This window comes from Candidatus Enterococcus murrayae, assembly GCF_017315985.1.
GTDB lineage: Bacteria > Bacillota > Bacilli > Lactobacillales > Enterococcaceae > Enterococcus_A > Enterococcus_A murrayae.
The window spans coordinates 20,451-44,574 of record NZ_JAFLVR010000026.1; the positions used below are offsets into that span (position 1 = coordinate 20,451).

Genomic DNA, 24,124 nt, shown 5'->3' on the forward strand with positions numbered 1-24,124 from the left:
TTCTAAAACTGTTTTATTCATTGTATCGAAGGCGGCGGTGCCTGTCATTAACATAGGATAAAGGCACGAGAGGGTAATCTATAAAAGCTATGGGGTCAAGGTAAATTCATTTTTATTTAATAATGATACTAGCAGGTCTCCTAGCTGGTATCCTCGTCCCCACATCGTTTTTAATTCATTCTCATTAAAGCCGGCATTGACCATTTTTTCCCGAATACAGCTCACCAGAAATGAAAGCTGACAAACATTTGATGTATTCACTCCCGTTCCCCAGACTTCTTCGCAAAGCTTCTCTCTCGATAATTGCGCTCCTTTTGCTTTGTATAAGAAATAAACGACCTTCCGTTCATTCTTCGTTAATCGGGAAATGAATTTTTTATACGTTTTGCCCACATCACTCTTTAATTCGCCAATTTGTTCCTTCAATTGAGCGATTTTCTCAATAAAGTCTTCCATTGGTGTCTGATCTGTAAACCACTCATCAATTTCCGAAATCATCCAATCTAGGTCTGTTTCTTTTAATTGGTCCTGACTTCCTTTTCTTATCAGCAGGAGCCCCTTCCTTTTTAAAGAAACTAGGTATTTAGACAGCTCCAAGCTAGAAATCGTCTCGCTTAAAATGGCGATCGAAAAATAGCCGGCAACCTCTGGATAAAAATCAATTTGCTCTAATAAGCTGGATGTACAAAAAACTTCATCGTTGATTTTTTGAAGAGCAAGCTGCAATTCTTGTTCCGCCAAAGGGTTTTTAGTAATAATCAATATTTTTGCCATTAGTCATCCCACCTTTACTTTTTTTTGATAAATGTTCTATATTGAATCTAATTCCGAATACAAAGCACTCAAATTCGTAATCAGTAAAACCAAAATCTTGTCAACAACATCCGCAATATCTTCCTCAAAGTTTGACGCGAACCATTTTTCAATAATGGAGACCACGCCATTTGTCATAAACAAAGAATAATACTCAATTCTGGATGCTTCTAACGCTTTATAAAAAGGACGGGGCAGTGCTTGACTAAAATGATCATGATAATTTTTTTGAAGAATTTGCATGAAATCCAGTTTTTCATGATTCATATTGTAGAAAGCCCGTACTAACTTTTTATTGCAATAGAAAAAATCGAGAATTTTATATGTATATGGGTAAAGTCCTTGATATGTATCTTTTTTCTGAGTGATCGTCATTTTTTCTAATAAATGCAAATCACTCTTTTGAAGCTTATTAAAGTTTTTCAAAAATTGGTCGAGTAATTCATCTAATAGCGCATCTTTATTTTTGAAGTAGTTATAGAAAGTAACCCTGCTGACATAAGCATTTTCTACGATTTCATTGACTGTTATGTCTTCATATTTAGATACGGTCAACAGTTCTAAGAACGCATCGAGAATACTTTTTTTTACAAGATTTTTATTCAAATCAAATTTTTTTCCTTTCTTTATTTGGCTTAGCTGTCAAATCAAGTTACAATCGCATTAGGAGGTATGGTTATGTTAGATGAAAAACGCCGTCTGATCGAAGAGGCCTTTCTTGAACTGCTGCATTCACATGAGTTTAGAAGCATTAGAATCAGTGATATTGCAGCTAAAGCCGGGGTCAGTCGTGTTACCTTTTATAAAAAATTTCAAAACAAAGAAGATTTATTAGACAGCATCGTTGAGGATTTTCTAGCCGAAATGACCCTTGTTTTCCAATCAAATGTCGTTTTTTACGAACAAGTAAGTGCTCCTAGCTTGGAGGCCATTCGTTCGAACTTGACCGTTAGGGTCGAAAACGTCATTCGCTTCTTTTGGGAGAATCGGAAAAAAATAGAAATCCTCACTTCACAAAACAGCGATATCGACCTGTTGAAATATGTAAGAAATCTCTTCAATAAACAGCTAAAAGGAAATCTTCCATTAATTTTCTCAGTGAACTTTGATCCTCAGACATTAACCCAATATTTAGACTATCTATCAAAAGGCAACTACTTGATTATTGGCACTTGGATTCGCAAAAACTTTGAGGAAAGCCCTGAAGAAATTACCGAGATACTGGTAAATACCTCTTTGCCTATCTTTATCGAGCTTTATCAGAAAAAAGGTCTCGAGCATTGATCTCATCCATTTAGAAGTGTTTCTTATAAGTACCAAAACATCTTATTGGTTTCATGTTAAAAAACCAAATTTCCTGCTCTCTCTACTCAAATAATTAAAAAATAAGACTCATTTTTTTAAAACCTTCCGCAATAATATTTTGTTGTTGCTTCCTTTGATAAGTTATCTTTATATTTATTAGAACTCTTTAATAAATTAACATCTTAAAACTATTATTAGGTTTACAAAAATAGACATCATGTTAATTTATCCCTTTTAATTTAATTAAAATAACCTCCGTTACTTTATAACTGCTGCACTCGATTCTCCTGATTTTTACTCCTCTCTCCCTTTGCCTGTACAAACGGCCCTTCAAAGTACGTGCTATCTATACGTTTTAACAAAGCAAAAGACGCTTAAACCCTCTCGGTTTTAAGCGCCTTTTATTTTTTATGCTAGCTGTTCCTTCTCAAACTGACTATTATACAAATCAGCATAGAAGCCTTTTTGCTCCATTAACGCTTCGTGATTTCCTTGTTCAATGATATTCCCTTCGTTCATGACAAGAATCAGATCCGCATTACGGATAGTTGATAGGCGGTGAGCAATAACAAAGGATGTGCGGTTGCTCATTAATTTGTCCATCGCTGCTTGGATCAATTCCTCCGTTCGTGTATCTACAGAGCTGGTAGCTTCATCTAAAATCAACATCGGTGCATCCTTGATGATTGCTCGAGCAATCGTCAATAATTGTTTCTGTCCGACGGATAAACTAACGCTATCATCTAGATAGGTTTCGTAGCCTCCTGGCAACGTTCGGATAAAATGATCGATCCCCACTGCTTTACAGGCATTCACGATTGTTTCATCAGAAACATGTTCCTGATTATAAATCAGATTCTCCTTGATCGTCCCTTCAAACAGCCAGGTATCCTGTAAAACCATACAAAATTGATCGTGCACTTCTTCTCGACTCATCTCCTTAGTCGGAACACCATCGATAAGGATCTCTCCGCGATTCGTTTCATAAAAACGCATCAACAGATTAACGACCGTCGTTTTCCCAGCCCCGGTTGGACCAACGATGGCGATCTTTTGTCCTGCCTTTGCTTCCACATTGAAATGATGGATGATCGTCCGCTCCTTGTCATAACCAAAGCTGACATTTTCAAAACGCACATTGCCTTCTGCGCGTCGCAGCTTCACTGCTTTTTCTGACTCAGCTGCCAGTTCATCCTCAGCTAAAAATTCAAATACACGACTCATTGCGGCTCCTGCTGATTGCAGGTTAGAAAAGGCTTGAGCCAGTTGCGATAAGGGCTGTGAAAACAAGCGGATGTATACCGTAAAGGCTACGATGATTCCTAGCGTAATATCTCCTCTCAAAGCTAAAACAGCTCCGACGACACACACTGCTACATAACCGAAATTCCCGATGAACCCCATTAAAGGCTGCATGATTCCAGAAAGAAACTGCGCCTTCCAGACACTACCGTAAAACGTTTGATTCATTTCAGCAAATTCGACCTTCATATTTTCCTTGGCATTATATGCGTTAATGACCTGCTGACCAGAATAAGCCTCTTCCGCAAAACCACTGATCGTTGCCAATTTTTTCTGCTGCTGATTAAAATGAACCTGTGATTTTGCCATAATAATCCCCATCAATAAAAAACCGAGCAGAACAGAAACAACCGAGGTGATCGTCATGATCAAATTCGTCCGGAGCATCATAATCAAACATCCGATAAATAGTGTGATCGAAGGAAATAATGAGCTCAAGCTTTGGTTCAGAGATTGACTGACCGTGTCCAAATCATTCGTTACCCGACTCAAAGTATCCCCTTGGCTGTGAGTGTCAAAATAGTTCAACGGAACGGCATTAATTTTTTCTGATATTTGGCGCCGCATTTGTTTAGAAAACTTTTGAGTAACTGTCGCCACGATAAATCCTTGAAAATAGGAAAGGATTGCTCCAACTATATAAAGGATAACTAAACTCAGTCCAATTTGACTGATCCGAGTAAGATCAATCGTTCCTCTCAAGCCTTGTGTGATCAGATCCGTGATCTCGCTTAGACGGTTTGGCCCAAGAATTTGAGTAATGCTTCCGATCGCGGCAAATAAGATTGCTATGACCAAGGGCCATTTGTATTGATTCAATGCTTTAAAAATATTTCTTCTCAAAGGATGTTCCTTTGTTTGTGTCTGAATACTTCCCAATGTATTATCCATTGATCAATTCCTCCTTCGACAGCTGTGAATAGGCAATCTCTTGATAGATCGCGTTTCTCTCCAGTAATTCTTCATGTGTTCCCTGACCAACAATATGCCCCTCATCTAAAACAATGATTTGGTCAGCATCCATGATAGTACTGATCCGCTGAGCAACAATCAATTTTGTTGTATCGGCTAGCTTTTCTTTTAATACCTGACGCAGCTTTTTATCTGTTTGATAGTCCAATGCCGAGAAGGAGTCATCGAACAATAGGATTTCAGGTCGTCGGGCAATCACGCGGGCAATTGCCAAACGCTGCTTCTGCCCACCAGAAAAGTTGTTGCCGTTTTGAGCAACATGGCTTTTCAATTTCTCCGCTTTTTTATTTACAAAGTCACTGGCTTGAGCAATCGATAGCGCTTCTTGTATTTTCTCTCCATTCAAAGGAGTATTACTGCTGCTCCCAAAATCCAAATTCGACTGGATCGTTCCACTGAACAACACTGGCTTTTGTGGAATATAACCAACGATATCGTTCAGATTCACATGGCTGTATGTATGGATCGGCTGTCCGTCGATCGTAATCGTCCCTTCACTGGCTTCATAAAACCGTGGAATCAAGTTCAAAATCGTACTTTTCCCACTGCCTGTCGAACCGATAAAAGCAATCGTGTCCCCCTGCTCTGCTTTAAAGGTGATATCATGGATCACCGGTTCGGAAGCATCTGGATAGTGGAAGGACACATGATCAAATTCCACCGTTCCTTTGATATTCGTTTGCAGCTTTTCGCCCTCTTCTGGAAACACTACGGAAGCTTCCTTATCCAGCACCTCGTTGATCCGCTTCGCAGATACAGTCGCCCGCGGCAAAATCATAAAAATCATCGACATCAAAACAAAGCTCATGACGACTTGCATCGCATAAGAAGAGAACACGATCATATCGCTAAATAACGAAAGCTTTACCATACCTTGTGCTTGCTGAATCATGTAAGCCCCGATCCAATAGACCGCTAAAGTCAATCCGCTGGAAATCAAACTCATGCTCGGACTCATCAAGGCCATTACTCGTCCTGCAAACAAATTGGTCGACGTAAGCTCCTGATTAGCCGCTGCGAATTTTTCTTCTTGATACCCTTCTGCATTATACGCTCGTACAACTCGTAAACCGGTTAAATTTTCACGTGTGAGACTGTTAACCTGATCCGTAAGCTGTTGAACTTTACGGAATTTAGGCTGAACTAAAGTCAAAATCACCGATAGCAGGATCAATAGAATCAAAACAGCAACCCCGGTAGTCGTGGTCCATTGCCAACTTTTTCCGGAGATCTTTAAAACTGCCCAAACTGCGGTAATCGGTCCTTTGATCATCAACTGTAAGCCCATCGCGACGATCTGTTGAATTTGCGTTAAGTCGTTCGTAGTCCGCGTAGTCAAACTTGGGATCGAAAATTGTTGAATCTCATGAGTGGAATAATCCATAACCTTGCTAAACATATTCTGACGCAATCGGCAGGTTAAGCTCGCTGCTATTTTTGCAGCAAATAAGCCAACTATTGATGAAAAGACAAAGCTCAACAAGGACAGCAAAACCATCCAGCCGCCGGGAGTTAAAACCTCGTTGATCGTAGTATTAGGTGTCTGCAGCAGCTTTGTGATTTGGGACATATAATCCGGCACCTTCAAATCCATCCATACCTGACCAAGGATGAATAGAACGCTTGTCAGTGCCAGTAATCGCTCGTTTAAATTCGTTCGTTTTATTAGCTGTATCATAAAAAACCTCCTATTATTGAACTTCTCTCTTTTAACTAACGAAGTACCACCGTTAAATTAGCATGCTAACTATTAGCAGGAATAGAAATCTGATCGTCTTAACAACCAGATTAGATTTGGATATTTTGTTTGAGTTTTTGTATCGTTGCAAAAAACTGCGCCAATTCCTCCTCTGAAATCCCTTGTTTCAAAACCTTTTCGATGGCCTCCACCTGCTTTTCTATCTCGAACGTGGTTTCGATTGCCTTTTCGGTCACGATCAATCGTTTCAGGCGCTTATCCTTTTGAGACGGTGCAGTCGTCAAAAAACCATTTTTGATCATACGGTCAACTAAATTACTGGCTGTTGGTTTTCGAATCGACAAACGTTCTTCCAGATCCTTTTGATAGATTTCTTTGTGGCGATTATGGACTAAATAGCCTAACGCAAAGCCTTGCGGACCTCTAATGTGGCCATCTTCATTCGTCTGCTCCATATACCTAGCAATCAACAAGGACAATTCTCTGATCTTAAAACCGATCGTTTCTGGTTCATTCATGTGATTCTCTCCCTTTGAAAAAACAGTTAACATGCTAACTATTTTAAACACATTCTTTCCCTTTGTCAACCATTGATCTTACTCTCTTAATCGCTTCAGATATAGTGTCACTAGATCGCTGATGAAGCTGCAAAGAAGGCAGGCAATTGTTGCAATAATTACTTTATTACTGGCCGGAAGTCCCCCTGTTTTAAACAATAAATACAGCAGGAGAGAGACAAAAATCAAGAGACCGCCGAACAGACAATTAGAAAACTGCCAAATCCGTTTGCCATAGCAGCAAAACGCAATCCCACGATAACCGAGGCCGCCAGTATACGGCTGCAAACTAATTACTAGAGTCGCTAATCCCAAGCCCGCGAATAATAAAGGAACCGAATCTACATGTGCTTTTTCAATGAGACTTGCAACAAACATTTTCCATCCTCCTCATTTTCATCTAAAGACTTTTTATTCATTATAGCCTACTCAGGTTATAAGTTATAGCTGCTCCCTAGCTTGTTTTTTTCGAAAAAACATCGCCCATTTAAACAAAAAAAGGCGTGTCAAAAAAGCGACACACCTTATCTTGGTTATTCTGTTTCGTAATTCAGCTCTTCCAACGCGGACTCTTCCTTACTCAGCCGTTTGACGCCAATCACATAAAAGATCCCTGTCAGAAGACCGGCTCCAGCATCAGCAAAAGGCGCGGCATGTAGCAGTCCGTCCATTCCCCATACTTTAGAGAAAAGCAAGATGGCTGGAATCAATAATATAATTTGTCTTGTCAATGTCAAAAAGATCGCTGAACGCGTTCGCCCTGTTGCTTGGAAGAAATTGGAAGCAACGATTTGAAAGCCGATGACTGGCAAACACAAGAACCAGGTTTGCAAAGCCTTCGCACCAAAGGTCAACAACTCAGGCTCATTATTGAATAACCGCACCAATTGTTCCGGCATTATTCTAGTAGCCAGCCAACCGATACTAACAATCATCGTCGCGATCAAGATGGCATATTTTTGTGTTTCTCTCACGCGATTGAATTTCTTCGCACCAAAGTTAAAACTGATGATCGGCTGCGCCCCCTGAACCAATCCAGTGATCGGCATCAGCAATATTGTCTGAATACTATTAACGATCCCCATGCCAGAAACAGCAATATCGCCGCCATAGCTTAAAAGCGTCATATTCAATACGACATTCAACAGACTATTTCCTAATTGCAATAAAAAATTCGGTAACCCTAATGTCGTGATTCTCGCGGCAACATGAAGGTTGATCCTCATATTTTTTACTTGAATTTGATGATGACTGCGTTTACTTAAAAAGTAAGTCAAAATCCAGATCATCGAAATGAATTGAGAAAGAATCGTTGCTAGCGCAGCACCGGCCATTCCCATATCAAACACGTAGATAAAAACTGGATCGAGGATGATATTGACTCCCGCCCCCATAAACATCGTGATCATCGCCAGCTTAGGCTGTCCATCTGCACGTAAAAAGTTATTCAAACCAATACTGACAATTTGAAAAACCGCACCTGAAAAAATGATCCGCATATAGCTCATAGCAAAAGGCAAGACATTTTCACTAGCACCAAATACGGACAATACAGGAGACAGAAACAAATGGCCCATCGCCATAAATAAAAGTCCGCTGATTATCAGCAGAGAAAAAGCATTTCCTAACGCAAGCTCGGCCTCCTGTGTTTTTCCCTCTCCCAACTTCATGGAGAAAAGCGTCGCACCGCCTACACCAAACAAAATACCAATTGACAATAAAATGATCATGATTGGAAAGCCAATCGTGATCCCCGCTAAACCATTTGCTCCCAAACCTGGAGCATGACCGATATAAATTCGATCCACTACATTATATAGCGCATTCACAACCATTCCGATAATTGCCGGAATGGAAAACTGCCATAGCAATTTTGAGATTTTTTCAGTCCCTAACGGATTTGCTGCTTCCATTTTTATCCTCCCTTTAAATCATGCTGTTCAGTCTTTGTGACCATTTCCTCTAGCAACTCAAAAAGCAAGTCCTGTTTTTCCTGATCCATTCCCTCTAGCATGATCTGATTCCAACCAACAAATTTCTCTACCATCGCTTCTCGCATGTCCAAACCTTTTTCAGTCAAAGAAATTTTATTACAACGCTTATCCTGACTATCCTTTTCCTTCGTAATCAGGTCTTTTTCTAATAGCGACTGAACCGTTCGTGTCGTCAACGCCTTGTCTACTTGAAGATACGCACTAATCTCCTCTTGTGTCACCGCATTATGCCGATATAGATACATCAAGATCGGCTGCTCCGCTGTTGTAATGTTTAATGGCTTCATTGCCGCATTTAAATAAATCTGATTTTTTCGATACAAAATCGAAATCAAACGTCCCACACTTCGTTTCATCGTTTCCTCCTGATTCCAAAACAAAATAGTTGACTACTCAACCAATTTACCAAATAATAGTTGAGTGGTCAACTATTGTTCCAAAAACTTTTTATCGATGATTATTTATGGTTAATAGAAAGTCTTCGCAAGCTCACTCAGCTTTGCAATAATAAGGCGAAAATTTCTGCTTTCAAGAATTAAAAAAAGCGATTGAGATCAAATTGATTTCAATCGCTTTCTATTTTATTTTTAAGCCTGCTTCGTACTTGTTCCTGTCGAAGTTTCATTATTGCTGGATTTAGCTAAACCTTTGATAGCCGCACGAATAATCATGGAAGCTGCAAATCCAATCAATGCTAGTACAGCAAAAATTCGTAAAACGTTGGTATAAGAATGGAACATTTCAGTGACCTTCCCTAAGAAAATCGGACCAAACATCCCGGCTGCTGCCCAAGCAGTTAAGATATAGCCGTGGATTGCGCCAACCTCTTTCGAACCGAAGACATCTCCAATGTAAGCTGGAACAATCGAAAATCCGGCGCCGTAACAAGTCATCAATAAACAAATCAATGCTGCAAACAGCAACGGTGAGCTTACTACAGATAGGCTCACTAGAACAACGATATCAATCACGAAAAGAATCGTAAAGACATTTTTTCGGCCTAACACATCTGAGACCAGTGCCCAAACCAATCGGCCACAGCCATTGAAGACACCCATTACTCCCACCATCGTAGCTGCCATGCCGGCAGTCATTCCAGTGATTTCCTGAGCCATTGGCGAGGCTTCTGAAACAAGCGAGATTCCGCAAGTAATATTTAGAAATAGCATAAACCACAATAACCAAAAAGTTTTGGTTTTGATTGCCTGATTGGCGGTCAGTTGTACACCGCTGTATTGAACCTTTACCTCTTCTTTTGGATTTGGAGCCTCGAAGCCTTCTGGTGTCCAGCCAACTGGCGGCTTTTCCAAATAACGCGAAGCAGTAAACATCACTAAGAAATAGGCAACCCCTAAAATATAGAAGGTTTTAGAAACGCCAACATGCACCATCAATTGCTGGGCGATCGGGCCAGTGATCATAGAAGCAAAACCAAAGCCCATGATAGCAAGTCCGGTAGCTAATCCTTTTCTATCCGGGAACCAACGAATCATCGTTGACACTGGGGTCACATACCCTGCCCCTAAACCGATCCCGCCGATAATTCCATAAGTCAGATACAACATTGGCAATGATTGACTAGAAATGGCAAAACCAGTCGAGATGATTCCTAAGCCGAATAAAATTGATGCGACCGTTCCTGTTTTTCTTGGTCCAAATTTTTCTACAAATTTTCCCATAAATGCTGCTGATGTTCCCAAACAGAAAATCGCTAAACTAAATGCAAAAGAGATCGACGATTTATCCCAACCCGTCAATTCTTTGATCGGTTCTTTAAATACACTCCACGCGTATGCCGAACCGATAGACAGATGAATCGCTACTCCTGACAAGGCGATCAGCCATCTATTTTTTTCCCTGCGCATCTTATTCCCTCCTGATTTCAATGCATTTGTGTAATTGAGTGCGATAAAAAAGAGATAACAGCTGTTATCTTTTTTTATTTAAAAAAATATTTTTTTCAAACACCCAATAATCACGAGTATACGCTCTCATTTCATTAAATTCAACAAAAATTTTAATATAATCCGATTATATCTTTTACTGTTAAAAAAAAGAATTTTAGGAACTCATTTTATAAATATCCTTCTTATTTGTAGTCCATAAAACAGAGATGATCATTGAATCATAGTCGCAAAAAAAACTGCCGAGCAATAATTGCTTAGCAGTTCCTTCATAATACATCTCTTATTTTCTATTGTGCCTTCTTCTTAACTGGCACATAAAATGTCAGCTTCCCAACACTAGTATATTCCTCTAGATTAAAATTTCCAGCAATCTGATACTCTTCATTTTGCATCAATTCACCATAGGTCTGACCGATCAATTGATCCAGCTCCACTTGATCAGTGTAGCTTAATTCAAAGCCTGCGTATGTTCCAGCTGGCAAATTAAACGCTGATGGGCGCGCCTCTTCCTCCTCGGCGTTTCCAATCAAATAGCAACGGTCGCCGTCAATTACTGCATTTACTGCATACAAATCGCCCTCGACCTTTGAAGCATATTTTTCTTTAGCCTGCATCTTTTGTTTACTCATCTCAGCCAATTCCTCTGATGAATTCGTCGACTGCAGAGTCGTGATCCAACCATGAATCGTTAAAGCTTCTCTCTCTACTAACTTCAACATAACTAGCTTCCTTCTTTCTTTTTTAGTTATCCCCAGCAAAAAATCTATGATTCACTTACTACACGGTAAATATATGCCGATTACTGAATCGATGCAATAAAGATGCCTATAAGGAAAAGTCACTGTTAGTAGCGTCTCTACCTAAATTATAGTAGAAAGCCGTGTTTGCTTATTCTTTTTTCTTGTGCAATTTCAATGGCTCTATGCAACAAATGCCTCTTTTATTGCAACAAACGAAAAAAAGGTTCTCTCTATCCTCACTACTTGCTATGCTAGAGTCACAAAGGAGGCAACAAATGAATATCAACTTTACCTGGGTGAAAGAAAAAGCATTAAATGAAATAGATATCTTCGCAAATCCTGAAAATAAAACGAAGCTGCAGCAGCTTGAAAAGCACTTAAATCAAGCTCATGAAATCGTCGCAGTCGATCCAAAAAACAATCGCTCAATCAAAATTCCGTTACATCAAATCGAGTCATTTGAAACGATGGGCCATCTGGTCAGAGTGAATTTGCCGAACCAGCAGACCTACATTCTGCAAAAACGACTCAAAGAACTGAGCTATCTAGAAAGTCAAAATTTCTATCGAATCAATAACTCGCAAATGTTAAATCTAAAAGCGGTTCAATCTTTCCAATTAGGAGAACACGCTCGTTTAGAAGTTCATACTAAAACAAGTACTGCTTATGTTGTCAGTCGCCACTACGCCAAAAATATTAAGGAGAGACTCTCATGTTCAAACAATTAAAAAATAATTTCTTTCAAGCCGCTTTTAGTTCACTAATTTGGATCACGATACTTTGCTCCATCACCGACTTCTTTTCACAGGTGCCATTTAATTACATTTGGCACTTAATCGGAATCAGCCTCTTGATCGGTCTAGTATTTGGTGTGATCTACCCCTATCTGTGGAACTACTCTACGTTGAAAGCTTCAATTAACATTATTATCTGCACGCTAGTGAATACATTTTGCGGGTATACCGCAGTCTATCTTTATTCGACTCAGATGTTTGATTTGATTCGCCCATTCTTTCTCGCAGTATTGTTATTAACGTTAGTCTTGCATATCATTACTTTCTATTTCTATTCCAAACTCGACAATAAAAAAATGGCAGCAAACCTGAATCAATTGAATCATTAAAAAAATCCCAGACTGGCTATCCAAGTCTGGGATCTTTTTTTCATTATCAGAATGTCACGATTTTATCAGCCCATTCTACCATTTCCACGCAATCAAACATCGTCGAAATCGGACAGGAGGTTTGATCTTCTAATTGGCGAGATTTAAGGCAGGTCCCGCAAGCCAGCAGCTCGCCTCCTTGTTCCTCCAGCTTCTTCATTTCAGCCGGCACATCATATTGCTCGTCTTCGATACTTTCGACCTCTACAGCTTCACCCATCAAGAAAAATTTGACCTCATGTGTTTTCTTCAGTGCTGCCACACCAAAGCGAAAAGCATTCCAGGCTTTTTCGTGCTCCTTTGTTTCCAAGATAATCGCCAATTTCATTTCATCCGCTCCTTTATCATGAGTATTGAAAAAATGATTGTCCATGATCCTAATCACCTTAAAGTATAGCGGTTTCAAATATCAAAAACAATCTACTCAAAACATAAACTATTTTCTATTTGAACATAGAAAAAGGTACCCGCACAAACTCGCTGATACCTTAGTCTAAACTACTCGTTATTCTTTTGATTCGATGACATTTTCCTGCATTTTTCCTTGCGCAAGGATATCTACTCGGGTTTGCATTTCTTCATACAATGACAATACAGATTGGCGTGATTCAACGACTTCATCGGAAATCTCTTTCGCCTGTTCATTGATCAGTGCCAACTCTCTTTTAGCTTCTTCAATGATACGGTGAGCATCCATCTTAGATTTTTCCACCATACGATTGGCTTGTTTCCGTGCCGAGACCAATACTTCTCCTATTTCTTGCTGAGTCGAAACGGCTTCTTGTTTTAGCTGTTCATTCTCAGCTTTAAGTGCTGCAACCTTTTCACGCAGTTCAGCAGTCTCTTTGGCTTGAACTTCCTTAGCCGCTTGTTCTTCGATCATACGATCCATCACTTGATCCTTCTCTACAATCACCTTATCGAGTTGAGAATATTGCTCGTCCTTCTCATTGATCTCTGAAATAAGATCATTGATCTGGCCTTCCAATTGATGGATTTTTTCAAGCCGCTGGATTTCTTCATCTTTTTGCTGAGCAACCAGTGCGTGATGTTCTTCGTGAATTTCTTCCAGCTCCTGTTCTACCGTAGCTAAGTGTTCAACCGAGTCTTTTAATTTCTTGTTTTCTTCCTGAACCTGTTCCAGCTGCTGCTTCAAGTTATCCAGCTCTTGCGTTTCTTTTAGACGCTGGACCTCTTGCCGTGCCCTCTGAACCTCGGCTTCCAAATCTTGAATTTGTCGACGATTTTGTGCTTTTTCCTCACCCATTCGTAAAACGGATTGGCGATAGTTCTCGTTTTCCTTCGTCAATTGTTGGGTTTGAGCAGACATTTCCTTTTTATACTTTTGTAAAACCTGTTCTTTTTCAAAAATCAAACGTTTCAGTTCTTTGATTTCTTCTGCTTGTTTCTCTGGTGACTCTGGAACAGTATTATCAGAGACCATCTTTAATGCAGGAGCAGATTTTGGCTGAGCTTGAGCTGGTGCAGGCGGAGTTGCCTGATTCTGTGTTGGTGCCGGTGCTTCGTTTTCCACTTTCTCCTCCGGAACGGAATTGATTTCATCGATAATGTTCTTATTGAAAAACCATCCGCTCTTCTTTTGTTGTGCTACCATTTTTTCCCCTTCTTTCCGTTAGTCTTCTTCTTGAATCATTACAAATTTATCTTCTCCATTCTCACGAGAGAAAGTACAGCTATAATCTTGTTTCTGCTTTTCTCCGTCTCTTACATTCAACTGGAAAGTGATTTGTGTCAAATTCGCTATTTTCTCTGCTTCAGCAGCAAAAGCCTTGATATTATCCTTGATTTGTTTGCGATTGTTATCACTGGTTAACTCTCCCGCCAAAGCAATGTTCAATGTTTGAGTCGGTATATCTAAGACGATCAGCGTCGTCGGCAAACCAAAGTAAGGACTGAGTTTGTTGGAAAGGTCACTCTCCATCGCGTATTGTTTTTCGCGGCTATCATCGGAGAACAGCTCAGCCCATGCATAATCCTGCAACCCGATTCCTTCCTGCGGATACTCTTTGACCGGCAGTTTATTGATCAGCTTTTTCTGTTCCTTTTTCATTACTTGGACATCGTCTCTTAACGTGCTGTTTTGTTCATTGACCGCATACAGCTGATCTTGTACCTGAAACAGGCTGTACGTGGTCAAGAACAACCCCACCGCTAAACAGAAGGTGATGAATAATAAAGCCGAAACATGCTTTGTCTGTTGTATTTGCTTGACATAATCCAACTTCCGCTGAAAAGTCGTCGATGCATCTCTTGGTGGTTTAATCAGCTGCAATCGAACATTGATAACCATCCGATATAGCCATACTAAGAGCACTAAAATAATGAGCCCTGCACAAATCCAATTAATGATTATCACGTGTTTACCCCTTTTCTTTTAGTTTTCCACCTTAGCGAGATGAATCGCCGGAAAACGGAATTGGACAGTTCCTTCGATTGCGTCCTGATGAACGAAACCAAATGTGCGGCTGTCTTTAGAAACGTCTACATGATCGCCGATCACAAAGTAAACGTCCTCTGGAATTTTGTTTAATGTTTGAAACTCATCCGCTACAGTTGGCGATAGGTGAAACGTGCTCGTGGTTTCAAAATCGCCTTGTTCGCCGATATTTAACACCATGCGATCATTTCGGATAAACAAACGGTCACCTGGTAATCCAATTACACGTTTGACAAACATCCCCTCTTCCTTATCCACTGAAAAAGCAATGATATCGTAGCGCTGGATCTGAACATTTTTTTTTACTAGAACCTGATCTCTTTCAGTCAATGCTGGAACCATCGAAGTCCCAGAAATCGTATGAACACTATAGCGCTTTTGTAACTGTCCTCTCATAACAAACAGCATCGTTACAGATAAAATGATGAGAAGAACAATGGTTAACAGTATCGTCCTCCTGTCATACGGTGAATCCTCTGCGTGTTCGTGTCGCTTATTTGCCACGAGTGATGGCACCCCTTTATTTTGCTTTGATATAAGTTACTAAATCAGATTTGGCTAAGTTTGCATCGATCACCCGATAGGAAATCACTGTACCGCCATATACATTTCCTTCTGAGATTAAAATCCCCTCTGGTCGAACCACTTCAACAAAAGCGACATGACCATAGCGCGGATCTGATCCAGCTGTGCCTGGTGTGAAGGAAATCAACCAGCCGGCTTTAGGCTCACGGCTGACCTCATATCCCAAGGCTTTTCCTTTTGTCCCCCATTCACCGCCGTTGCCCATAAAGTCATCGACGCTCTTTCCTAACTGCTTCACACGGTTAAAGGCGTACCACGTACATTGACCAACTGGGTATGAACCGGAAGTATTGTAATTGATCCCGTTATAATCTGGATAACGCATCATGGAGCGATATTCTTTGGGAATCTCCTCCTTGCCTTTAATAAAGACGCCGGATGATTGATCAACTTTTACACGATCGTATTGCGTCAAATTGTAGACTGCAATGATCGAATTCAGCTTTCTATCATAGGAGGTGTCTGTCGCATAAGTCCCAGTCAGCGCATGGGTCGAGCGTAAATAATTCTTCGCGGTAGAACGCCAGGCTTTTTGATAATAGCCGTCATTACCAGATATCCCTCCCCTTAGCAATTGAACGTAATCGCCTAATGAAGCCGCATAGTTTGGATACTTGCGAAAAGCGGAATTAATAGAATACAAATCGCCATTTCCACGATCCTCTTGAGTTGCCATCGAAACGGCTTGTCCTTGATAGGTTCCCTTCACTCCGAACAGATTGTAATTTGGCGGCAGCGACAAGCTGCTGCTGCCAGAACCGCTTTCCAGCAACGCTTGAGCAATCATTACTGAAGCAAAAACATCGTATTCTTGTCCAAGCTTGCGCGCATCTTCTGCAATCGTCGAAATGAATTTCTTCGAGGCTTCATTTTCTGTGAAGTTGATCGAAGCGGGATATTCGGCCAAAATTGTTTGACCATATTCAGTTAATGTAACGTCTGGCAAAGTCTGAACGAACACCTCTTCATCGATATCCATCGGCTGAAGAACGACTTGCCGCTGCTTTTCCTTTTTATCTGATTCTTCGTTATTCTGCTCATTATCATTCTCACTTGACTCTATATCCTCATTCGCTTCTATCTTCGTTGCGTCTGGGGAAACCTCTACCTCCACATCCTCAGCCGTTAAGTAATAGTCTTTTCCGATGGAAACACCGATCATTTCTAGCTGATCGTCCTTCTTTCGGTAAAGCAAACTGCCGACACTGATTTCGTCCGCCTGCTTCTCAGGTGTCCCGGTGATTTCAATTCCAAAAAGATCGCTGTATAGTTTAGCAGCTAAATGCTCTGTATTAAAATCAGGCTCTTGCTCAATGCCTAGTTTCTTGATTCCATCATAGATCAACGCCGCTTGTGCTTTATTTTCGAAGCTCGAAAGCAACGGCAGCTCATAGCCCTTCAGATCTGATTGTGCCACTTCCGCTGTCTTCAACTCACTTGGCAGCTGCAATGTACTCGTCTCTGAAAAAGCAGCCGGAGTCTCTTGGATAACAGCCGCACTCGCTTGAACTTTGGGCTCACTCTGGACCGGCGGTGTAGGCGTACTTGGTGCCGGATTTGGGATTGAACCTGGTGCAGACGGGGCTGATGGTGTACTCGGCTGCTCCTGACTAGTAGAAGAACTCGTTGTTGTCGTCCCTGTTGAACTGCTGCTCGAACTTGTCGTACTACTTGAAGTATTGCTAGCAGTCGAAGTATCACTTTTAGAAGTGCTGGAAGCAGTGGAGCTGGATGTCTGACTCCCAGAGGTCCCGCTCGTCGAACTTTCTGTCGATTCCCCTTTAGTCGAACTTTCCGTAATTGAACTGTCGCTGCTTGACGGTTCGATTGTACTGCTTTCAGGTATTGGTTCCGATACAGGCTCCTCAGCCGGCGCGCTTTCCGTCGGCTCCTTTACGCTCGGTGCTTCTGACACATCCCCAGATGGCTCATCTGCAGATGGCTCTGGCGTCGGAGTTTCTTGAATCGGTTCTGGTGCTGCCGGAGCCTCCGGTGCTGCTGGTTCTGCAACCGTTGAACTTTCCGGGACTGTTCTTTCCACAACAGACGATTCCTGAAGCAAGTTATCGGCTTTTAGTGCCCCGCTGCGCAGGCTAGCAGCTCCCCAACAAAACACTACTACCCCACAAATTGCCATAACAATCTTTTTCATGAACATTTCCCCTTCTTTCTATCCTGAATAACGCTAAGTATTTTTTGGAAATACTGGGGCAACCAATGATTTGAAAAAAAATCAAGGATGCTGACAATAATCCGCATCCTTGATTCAAACTTCGGTAATGATGCATCCACCTTGTAAAAATTACCAGTGAATGCTGAGCATCCTGCGCCGTTCATCGCTGAGACTTTAAATAGCTTCTGATAAGTCACAATCGTTCACTGATTCACGGCAAATTGGCTTCTTTTTATAAAGAAAGATGCTAAGATTTACTGATTCCATCAACCTTCAGCATGCTGTCAGTAATAATTACAATGACCGGATCTCTTATGTATTTTTGTTTTTTTATGGACTTTCACGAGAGGTGATCAACGACTAAAGGAATTCACGATTAGAAACCCTTCCAGCAGTCTCGTAAAACCTAGAAAACACCTTCATTGCGCACACCATTGGTTACAATATTATTCTACCTGCATTTATAAGGAATGTCCCAGCCATTTTTGAAATATAAAATTTAATTTTTGGATAAAAATAAGCAGCCAAGGGATTTGTATCCGCTTTCTAGTTTGAGATTGCTTACATCTAGCTATATTTCAAATTCATGGAAACAGCCGCGCGATAAAAATTCTTTTTTTGTTTTTTTTATTTACTTTTTGGATAATCCGTCCTACTGTTATATTCTCCATAAAAAACAACTAAACACCGACTATAAAAGCCGGTGTTTTCTTCTAGTTGGTAACTGCTTCCTTCTTCTTTTCTCGCAGTTTTTGAATGGTGGAACGCTCTTGTAAAATTTCGGCTAACTCTAATAGGTTCTTCACACAAAGATCGGCACCCTGCTGATAAAATTTTTCAGCCGTCTGCTGGTTCAGCCGCTCCATCTCTTCCTTCGAGAGACCCTTATACTCCTCTAGTGAAAGTCCCATTTCTGAACTGCCTTCTGTTACTGCGATACTCAATACACCAGCGTTTTTTCCTTCCTTGATATCTGTGATAGTATCTCCGACCTTGATTACTTCCTCCATCGAACGATTTTGAAAATGGCGCATATTCTCAAAAATCATAAACGGATATGGTCTCCCTAATGAATCGACATCATCTGGGGTCACAACATAATCTGGATGATAGCCCTCCATTTTGGCCGTTTCAAAAACGACAGCCATCATTTCTTTGGTATATCCGGTCGTCGAGCCGATATTATAACCGAGCTGCTTAATTTTTTTCATCGCTTGCTTGGTTTCTGGCTTGAGGTGGCTGTTTTCCGCCAAATCCGCAAATAGATATTTTTCAAAGTCTTGATAAATACTTGATACATCCGCTTCTGCTGAAGGACGTCCGTGAAGCTCTATCCATTGTTTTTTTACTTTATCAAGTGAAAGCAGCTGCTTGATATGATCCTTTTTGAGCATCCCCATTGGTTTTCGAATTTCTCTGTCCGTAAGCTGAATCCCTTTTTCTTCAAACGCTTTTTTGAACGCTTCAACAGGAGCCATACAACCAAAGTCAACGGTTGTTCCTGCCCAATCTAAAATAATTGTATTAACCGGCATATGCCACCTCCGTATAATTTTCAATGACTTTTACTAAACGATGAATATCCTCTGGATAAATATCACCAATATTTCCGATACGGAAACAATCGACCGTACTGATTTTTCCTGGATAGATCACAAAACCATTTTGTTTTAAATGCTGATAAAAATTGTCAAAATCAAAGGCCGCCTGCTTTGGATACAAGAAGGAAGTGATAAATGGCCCTTGATGTTTTGTGATAAACGGCTGGTATCCCAGCTCCTCCATCTTTTGCCGCAATAGTCGATTATTGGTCAAATATCGCATATATCTTTGATAGATGCCGCCTTCTTCATCCAATTCCTTCAATGCTTGATGAAAGGCTAAAACTGTATGGGTAGGTGAAGTAAACCGCCATTTCCCGTCTTTTTCCATCGTTTCGTATTGGTCATACAGATCTAAGGATACCGTTCGAGCATAATTTCGGCGTTTTTCCAGCTGATCTCTTTTTGCCAAAATAAAGGAAAATCCAGGAACCCCTTGAATACATTTGTTCGAGCTTGAGATTAGGAAATCAATGGATAACGCGGAAACGTCAATCGGAATTCCGCCAAAGCTAGACATCGCATCCACAATGAACAACAGCCCCTTGTCTTCGGCAAGCTTCGCTATCTCCTCTAACTCATTCAAAATACCGGAAGTCGTTTCACTATGGACCATCGCAATCGCTGTAATAGAGGGATCCTTTTCAAGCATTTCTGAAATAGCTGTCGCCTGAGGAATCTCATCCTCAGCGACTTCATAGACTGTATGAGTCAACTTGTAACGCTCACTCATACTAACTATTCGGCGACCGTATGCGCCATTCACACAAATCAACACGTGATCATTTGGCCCGATAACTGAACTCAAGACAGATTCCACACCAAATGATCCACTGCCCTGCATCAATATCGTCGTATATTCTGTTTCTGATACTCCCGCCAAAGACAGCAATTTTTGACGAATCTCTTGGGTAATCGTCTTGTATTCCAGATCCCAAGTACAGTGGTCGACCATCATTGCTTGTTTGACTGATTTTGTCGTCGTCAACGGTCCCGGTGTTAATAATTTATAGTCCATGCTGCACCCCTTTAATCAACCAATTTTTGATGTTTTTCTAATAATTCAGCTGTTAATTCGTTAGGAAATACCTTTTGATCCTTCGCTTCCTGTTCAGGGTCGACAGTCTCGCCTTTGTACAGCGCACTAGGATAAATTTCCAATAAGTCTTTACGCCCTTTTTCTAAGATCAGATTCAGCATTTTTTCTGCTTCTGGATTGGTATTTTTTCCTTTATCGATCACTGCTAGAGATTCTGTCAACGTGTAGGTTCCTTCTGTTGGCTCCACAAAATCAATCGGCAGTCCGTCCTGTTTATCTTTGACTGCTTGATGTCGTAAGCCAAAACCAATTGCTACTTCCCCTAACCGAACCTTCTTCAATGGCCCAGAGCCAGAGCTTTCTAAGTGGTCGCCGGCATTTTTATAGATTCCCTGCAGGATTGTTTTTGCTTCAGCTTGTCCATAGTTATCGACCAATGCTTGAAACAATAGCCATGCTGTAGAGGATTGTTTGATATCTGAGATAGATAGCGCATCTTTGTATTTTGGATCTGCTAAGTCCTTTAGGCTTGCAGGAACTGGCAGCTTCATTTCCTTCATTACATCAGTATTGTAAAAAATCGTTCCCTCTTGTACTGTGAATGGCGCGATATAGTCTGGAATCTTCGTCAACGAATCGACAGGCAGCTCCAGTTTTTTAAACATGTCTTCTTTTTTCTGAGCACTATTTAAATAGAAGGTACTCATCGTTACTAAGTCAGCCTCAATGTCTTTTCCTTCTGCTAAAAGCTTACCGCCCAGCTCTGAAGTACCAAAGGATTGCAGCGTATATTTTCCCTTGTAGCCATTTTTATCTAAAACATTTTTAATCACTTCCACGGGTTCTTCATCCGCATTGGTGTAGATCGTCACTTTCCCATTTGCTGCGTCGCCTTTGCTGCAGCCGCCTAATAATAGAACGAAAAGCAGGCCTCCAAGTAAAGCAATTAATTTCTTTTTGTTCATTGATCATTCTCCTTTTTCATATTTAAATCTGATTTTCAAACCGTACACCATTCCTCTATACCTTTTACTATGAATGATGGTTACTTTTGAATTGTCGTCATTTTTGTTTGCTGCTTCTTTCCTTTCCTAGCCGAAAATAATGAAACGGGCATTCTTTTTATCGCGTGTGTTATTCCCTGCATCACTAAATTAATCACTAGTAAAAACAAGGAAAGCATGAATATATCGTTAAACCGGCCAAAGTGCTGCAGTTCTTTCAATTTGGCGGTAATAACCATTGTGTTCGCGCTGGTTAAGAAGATCACAGCGCTGATTGTAACCATCGAGTTGAAAAAGTAATAGGCAAAAATATCCACGATCGTTACTTTAGAATTGGGGATCAAGATTCGCCAGACCGTTTTCAGCCAGCTGTCCCCCATTAATTTAGCAGTATTCTCCCAATTCAAATTCATCTTCTGCAGCGCTTCTTTAGCCATTTGATACGGTGTCGAGAAGTAATGAACAATCGTGACAATGACTAATACCATCAAGGTGTTGTGCAACTGGGTGCCGCTAAATAGTAATAAGTAAGCAACCCCCAGGACCATTCCTGGGACTGAATTCGTGATCGTCGCGATACTGTCAATGACCTGATTAATTTTACGAATTTTGTGCTCTCTTGATGTCATAATCGCTGCTGAATAGGCAATGATCGTTCCAATTCCAGCTGTTAACAATGCCATCAGCAAGGAATTTTTCAAGGTGAGAACCAAGCTGTCATCTTGAATAAAGCGAGTAAAATTATTGACTGTTGGTGTCAGCTCATAAGGCCAATTAGTTACCATTGGAATGATGATCAGAACTGCAAATACCCCTAAAATGAAGCAGGACAAACCGAGATAAAGCAGTCGAAAACACCAATCTCTCGCAGGGTTCTTTTTAATCGCTGCTTGTCGCGGCCGCTCGTAGCGCACCACCTTCTTCTGTAAATGATTCAAAACCAGAATACTGATGATTGATGGCAGCAGCATCGTTAGGGCAACCAAAGAACCAAATTGGAAATTAGGGATCGTCCCCATAAATCCTTCATATAATAATGTAGTGATAAATGGCGTTTGTCCGCCGACTGCACTAGGAATCCCAAAATCGGTAAAGGACATGAAAAAGCCCTGCAGAAAAGCGACAGCCAAAACTCGCGTCAATGGATTCAGAATCGTTTTATAAAGCGAGCGATACCAGCTATCTCCCATCAAGCGAGAAACGATGAATAATTGTGTATCCAAATATTTCATCGAATTATTAATCAAAATAAAGATCGGAGGCAGCGTATAAATGATAAAGCCTAATAAAATACCGATGGACCCATAGATGTGGAACAGTTCCTGTTGAAAAACCTTGCTCCACAAGCCTTGTTTCCCAAAGGCATAGATCAGAACAAATCCATAAGTGATCGTTGGCAAAAGCATCGGAAAATGAAGGATGCTTTCGTTCACTTTTAAGAATCTTCGATCGATTCGAGTGAAATTATTCCCGTAAGCCAAGAAAAATCCTAAGATCGTCGAGCAGCTCGTCGCCGCCAAAGAATATTTCAAGCTATTAGCAAAAGAAATGCGCCAATCGTGTGTGAAGATAGGCAAATTCTCGCCATCCGTTTGTGGAAAAGCGGTAATGATAATCTGAATAATTGGATACGCTAGAAACAAGAAGAAAAACGCCAATACGATCCAGCTGATCAACTTCTTTATTGAAAACGAGATTCTCATGATGCCACTCTTTTCATAGATTGTTGAAAAATTTGTTGAATATTCTGTTGTTTGATGGCTAATTGATTGACGATAAATTCTTCGACGAAATGACAGGAAGCTTCGCTCATGATTTCAACAGGCGAACTGCATTGTGCAACTTTTCCTTCATCGAGTACTACGATTTTGTCAGACATCGTCAAGGCCTCTTCTGGATCGTGGGTAACGATTACGATAGTCAAATGCAGCTTCCGAGCAATCTCTTGAATTTTTTCTTTGATTGACTCCTTGATTACTCCATCTAACGCACTCAGCGGTTCGTCTAACAAAAGCAGCTGCGGCTTCATCACTAAGGTCCGCCCAAGAGCCACCCGCTGTTTTTGCCCACCAGATAATTGATGGATCGGTTTTTCCAGATGTTTTTCCAAATTCAATAATTGGATCAGTTCATCTACTTCCGCTTTGGTCGAGCAGTCTTTTTTGTTGCGCAATCCGTAGGTCAAATTTTGATAGGCCGTTAAGTTAGGGAACAACGCATAATCTTGAAATACAATATTGAATGGTCGTTTTTCCATCAACGTATGTGTAATGTTGCTGTCGTTAAAGAAAATTTCTCCCTCACTAGGCTCTTCCAAGCCTAGTATCAAATTTAACAAGGTAGTCTTTCCAGAGCCGGATTGTCCAAGTATAGAAACGATCTCGCCAGATTCAATTTCTAAATTGATATTCTCTAGTACTGTCGTTTCTTGAAATTTTTTCGTGATGTTTTCGAGTTTTAACACACTTATCTCTCCTTTTTTATGATAAGGAACATTGTTTCAGTCAGAAGCCTATTGCGCCAATTCCTACTAAAGCATGAAGGCACCAGCGCCTCGGCGCCCTTTGATAAGAAGTATACCGATGCAGTGTAAAGACACCATCAAGTTTGTGCAAAGATAAAATAAAGATTGTTATGTTTACGTAAAGAATGTTAATTTTTGCACATGAAAACAGGAAAAAACCGCCAATTTTCTATAATCGTCGGCTTTAAAAAAGTGATGGCTCACATTCGTTGCGTCCGCAACTTTTTTACCTTATACTATTATATGCTTGTTAAATAAGGTAATTGCTGGTTTATCGGGAGGTATAGTT

Annotated in this window: 23 protein-coding genes; 3 read left to right on the forward strand and 20 right to left on the reverse strand. The window is 40.7% G+C overall.

The features are described 5' to 3' along the window. Positions 1-87: 87 nt before the first annotated feature. Together JZO85_RS11440 and JZO85_RS11445 are read right to left on the reverse strand one after the other, a co-directional pair. Positions 88-774, reverse strand: coding sequence for a winged helix-turn-helix domain-containing protein (locus tag JZO85_RS11440; RefSeq protein WP_207108662.1), 687 nt, complete (start codon positions 772-774; stop codon positions 88-90). A 36-nt stretch (positions 775-810) separates the two neighbouring features. Next, on the reverse strand, positions 811-1,419 hold the full coding sequence (locus JZO85_RS11445) for a TetR/AcrR family transcriptional regulator (protein ID WP_207108663.1): 609 nt from the start codon (positions 1,417-1,419) through the stop codon (positions 811-813). A 72-nt stretch (positions 1,420-1,491) separates the two neighbouring features. Here JZO85_RS11445 and JZO85_RS11450 point away from each other — a divergent pair, with 72 nt between their 5' ends. Further along, a complete protein-coding gene (locus tag JZO85_RS11450; protein WP_207108664.1) occupies positions 1,492-2,097 on the forward strand; it encodes a TetR/AcrR family transcriptional regulator in 606 nt (201 codons plus the stop codon). 429 nt (positions 2,098-2,526) lie between these two features. Here JZO85_RS11450 and JZO85_RS11455 read toward each other — a convergent pair whose 3' ends face one another. The 8 genes from JZO85_RS11455 to JZO85_RS11490 form a co-directional block, all read right to left on the reverse strand. After that, entirely contained in the window at positions 2,527-4,311 is a 1,785-nt protein-coding gene (locus JZO85_RS11455) for an ABC transporter ATP-binding protein (protein ID WP_207108665.1), read from the reverse strand. Next, the gene (locus JZO85_RS11460; RefSeq protein ID WP_207108666.1) at positions 4,304-6,070 is read right to left on the reverse strand and encodes an ABC transporter ATP-binding protein; all 1,767 of its coding nucleotides are present in this window, start codon (positions 6,068-6,070) and stop codon (positions 4,304-4,306) included. Before JZO85_RS11460 ends, JZO85_RS11455 begins: the two co-directional genes overlap by 8 nt. A gap of 110 nt (positions 6,071-6,180) precedes the next feature. Beyond that, on the reverse strand, positions 6,181-6,609 hold the full coding sequence (locus JZO85_RS11465; RefSeq protein ID WP_207108667.1) for a MarR family winged helix-turn-helix transcriptional regulator: 429 nt from the start codon (positions 6,607-6,609) through the stop codon (positions 6,181-6,183). A 78-nt stretch (positions 6,610-6,687) separates the two neighbouring features. After that, on the reverse strand, positions 6,688-7,026 hold the full coding sequence (locus JZO85_RS11470; protein ID WP_207108668.1) for a hypothetical protein: 339 nt from the start codon (positions 7,024-7,026) through the stop codon (positions 6,688-6,690). Between the two features lie 155 nt (positions 7,027-7,181). Then, positions 7,182-8,561, reverse strand: coding sequence for an MATE family efflux transporter (locus tag JZO85_RS11475; RefSeq protein WP_207108669.1), 1,380 nt, complete (start codon positions 8,559-8,561; stop codon positions 7,182-7,184). Positions 8,562-8,563: 2 nt separating this feature from the next. After that, positions 8,564-8,998, reverse strand: a complete 435-nt coding sequence (locus JZO85_RS11480; RefSeq protein WP_207108670.1) for a MarR family winged helix-turn-helix transcriptional regulator — start codon at positions 8,996-8,998, stop codon at positions 8,564-8,566. 231 nt (positions 8,999-9,229) lie between these two features. Then, positions 9,230-10,507: an L-lactate MFS transporter gene (locus JZO85_RS11485; RefSeq protein ID WP_207108671.1), complete on the reverse strand. Its 1,278-nt coding sequence runs from the start codon at positions 10,505-10,507 to the stop codon at positions 9,230-9,232. A 329-nt stretch (positions 10,508-10,836) separates the two neighbouring features. Then, entirely contained in the window at positions 10,837-11,268 is a 432-nt protein-coding gene (locus JZO85_RS11490; RefSeq protein WP_207108672.1) for an effector binding domain-containing protein, read from the reverse strand. Positions 11,269-11,564: 296 nt separating this feature from the next. Between JZO85_RS11490 and JZO85_RS11495 the strand changes: the two genes are divergently transcribed. Continuing rightward, positions 11,565-12,017, forward strand: coding sequence for a LytTR family DNA-binding domain-containing protein (locus tag JZO85_RS11495; protein ID WP_207108673.1), 453 nt, complete (start codon positions 11,565-11,567; stop codon positions 12,015-12,017). Beyond that, positions 12,002-12,412: a hypothetical protein gene (locus JZO85_RS11500; RefSeq protein WP_207108674.1), complete on the forward strand. Its 411-nt coding sequence runs from the start codon at positions 12,002-12,004 to the stop codon at positions 12,410-12,412. The genes JZO85_RS11495 and JZO85_RS11500 overlap by 16 nt, the downstream gene beginning before the upstream one ends. Positions 12,413-12,458: 46 nt before the next feature. Here the strand turns inward: JZO85_RS11500 and JZO85_RS11505 are convergent, their stop codons facing one another. The 10 genes from JZO85_RS11505 to JZO85_RS11550 form a co-directional block, all read right to left on the reverse strand. Then, entirely contained in the window at positions 12,459-12,779 is a 321-nt protein-coding gene (locus tag JZO85_RS11505; RefSeq protein ID WP_207108722.1) for a DsrE/DsrF/TusD sulfur relay family protein, read from the reverse strand. Between the two features lie 177 nt (positions 12,780-12,956). Then, positions 12,957-14,066: a coiled-coil domain-containing protein gene (locus tag JZO85_RS11510; protein WP_207108675.1), complete on the reverse strand. Its 1,110-nt coding sequence runs from the start codon at positions 14,064-14,066 to the stop codon at positions 12,957-12,959. A gap of 18 nt (positions 14,067-14,084) precedes the next feature. Beyond that, positions 14,085-14,828 (reverse strand): hypothetical protein, encoded by a 744-nt coding sequence (locus tag JZO85_RS11515; protein ID WP_207108676.1) that lies wholly within the window; start codon positions 14,826-14,828, stop codon positions 14,085-14,087. Positions 14,829-14,846: 18 nt separating this feature from the next. Then, complete coding sequence (lepB, locus tag JZO85_RS11520) at positions 14,847-15,413, reverse strand: signal peptidase I (RefSeq protein WP_207108677.1); 567 nt, start codon at positions 15,411-15,413, stop codon at positions 14,847-14,849. A gap of 16 nt (positions 15,414-15,429) precedes the next feature. Then, on the reverse strand, positions 15,430-17,646 hold the full coding sequence (locus tag JZO85_RS11525; RefSeq protein ID WP_207108678.1) for a glucosaminidase domain-containing protein: 2,217 nt from the start codon (positions 17,644-17,646) through the stop codon (positions 15,430-15,432). Positions 17,647-18,380: 734 nt separating this feature from the next. Continuing rightward, on the reverse strand, positions 18,381-19,202 hold the full coding sequence (phnX, locus tag JZO85_RS11530) for a phosphonoacetaldehyde hydrolase (protein ID WP_207108679.1): 822 nt from the start codon (positions 19,200-19,202) through the stop codon (positions 18,381-18,383). Further along, positions 19,192-20,286 (reverse strand): 2-aminoethylphosphonate--pyruvate transaminase, encoded by a 1,095-nt coding sequence (gene phnW, locus JZO85_RS11535; protein ID WP_207108680.1) that lies wholly within the window; start codon positions 20,284-20,286, stop codon positions 19,192-19,194. The genes phnX and phnW overlap by 11 nt, the downstream gene beginning before the upstream one ends. 11 nt (positions 20,287-20,297) lie before the next feature. Next, positions 20,298-21,272, reverse strand: a complete 975-nt coding sequence (locus JZO85_RS11540) for an extracellular solute-binding protein (protein ID WP_207108681.1) — start codon at positions 21,270-21,272, stop codon at positions 20,298-20,300. Between the two features lie 80 nt (positions 21,273-21,352). Then, the gene (locus JZO85_RS11545) at positions 21,353-23,014 is read right to left on the reverse strand and encodes an ABC transporter permease subunit (protein WP_207108682.1); all 1,662 of its coding nucleotides are present in this window, start codon (positions 23,012-23,014) and stop codon (positions 21,353-21,355) included. After that, positions 23,011-23,775 (reverse strand): ATP-binding cassette domain-containing protein, encoded by a 765-nt coding sequence (locus JZO85_RS11550; protein WP_207108683.1) that lies wholly within the window; start codon positions 23,773-23,775, stop codon positions 23,011-23,013. The genes JZO85_RS11545 and JZO85_RS11550 overlap by 4 nt, the downstream gene beginning before the upstream one ends. Between the last annotated feature and the right edge of the window lie 349 nt (positions 23,776-24,124).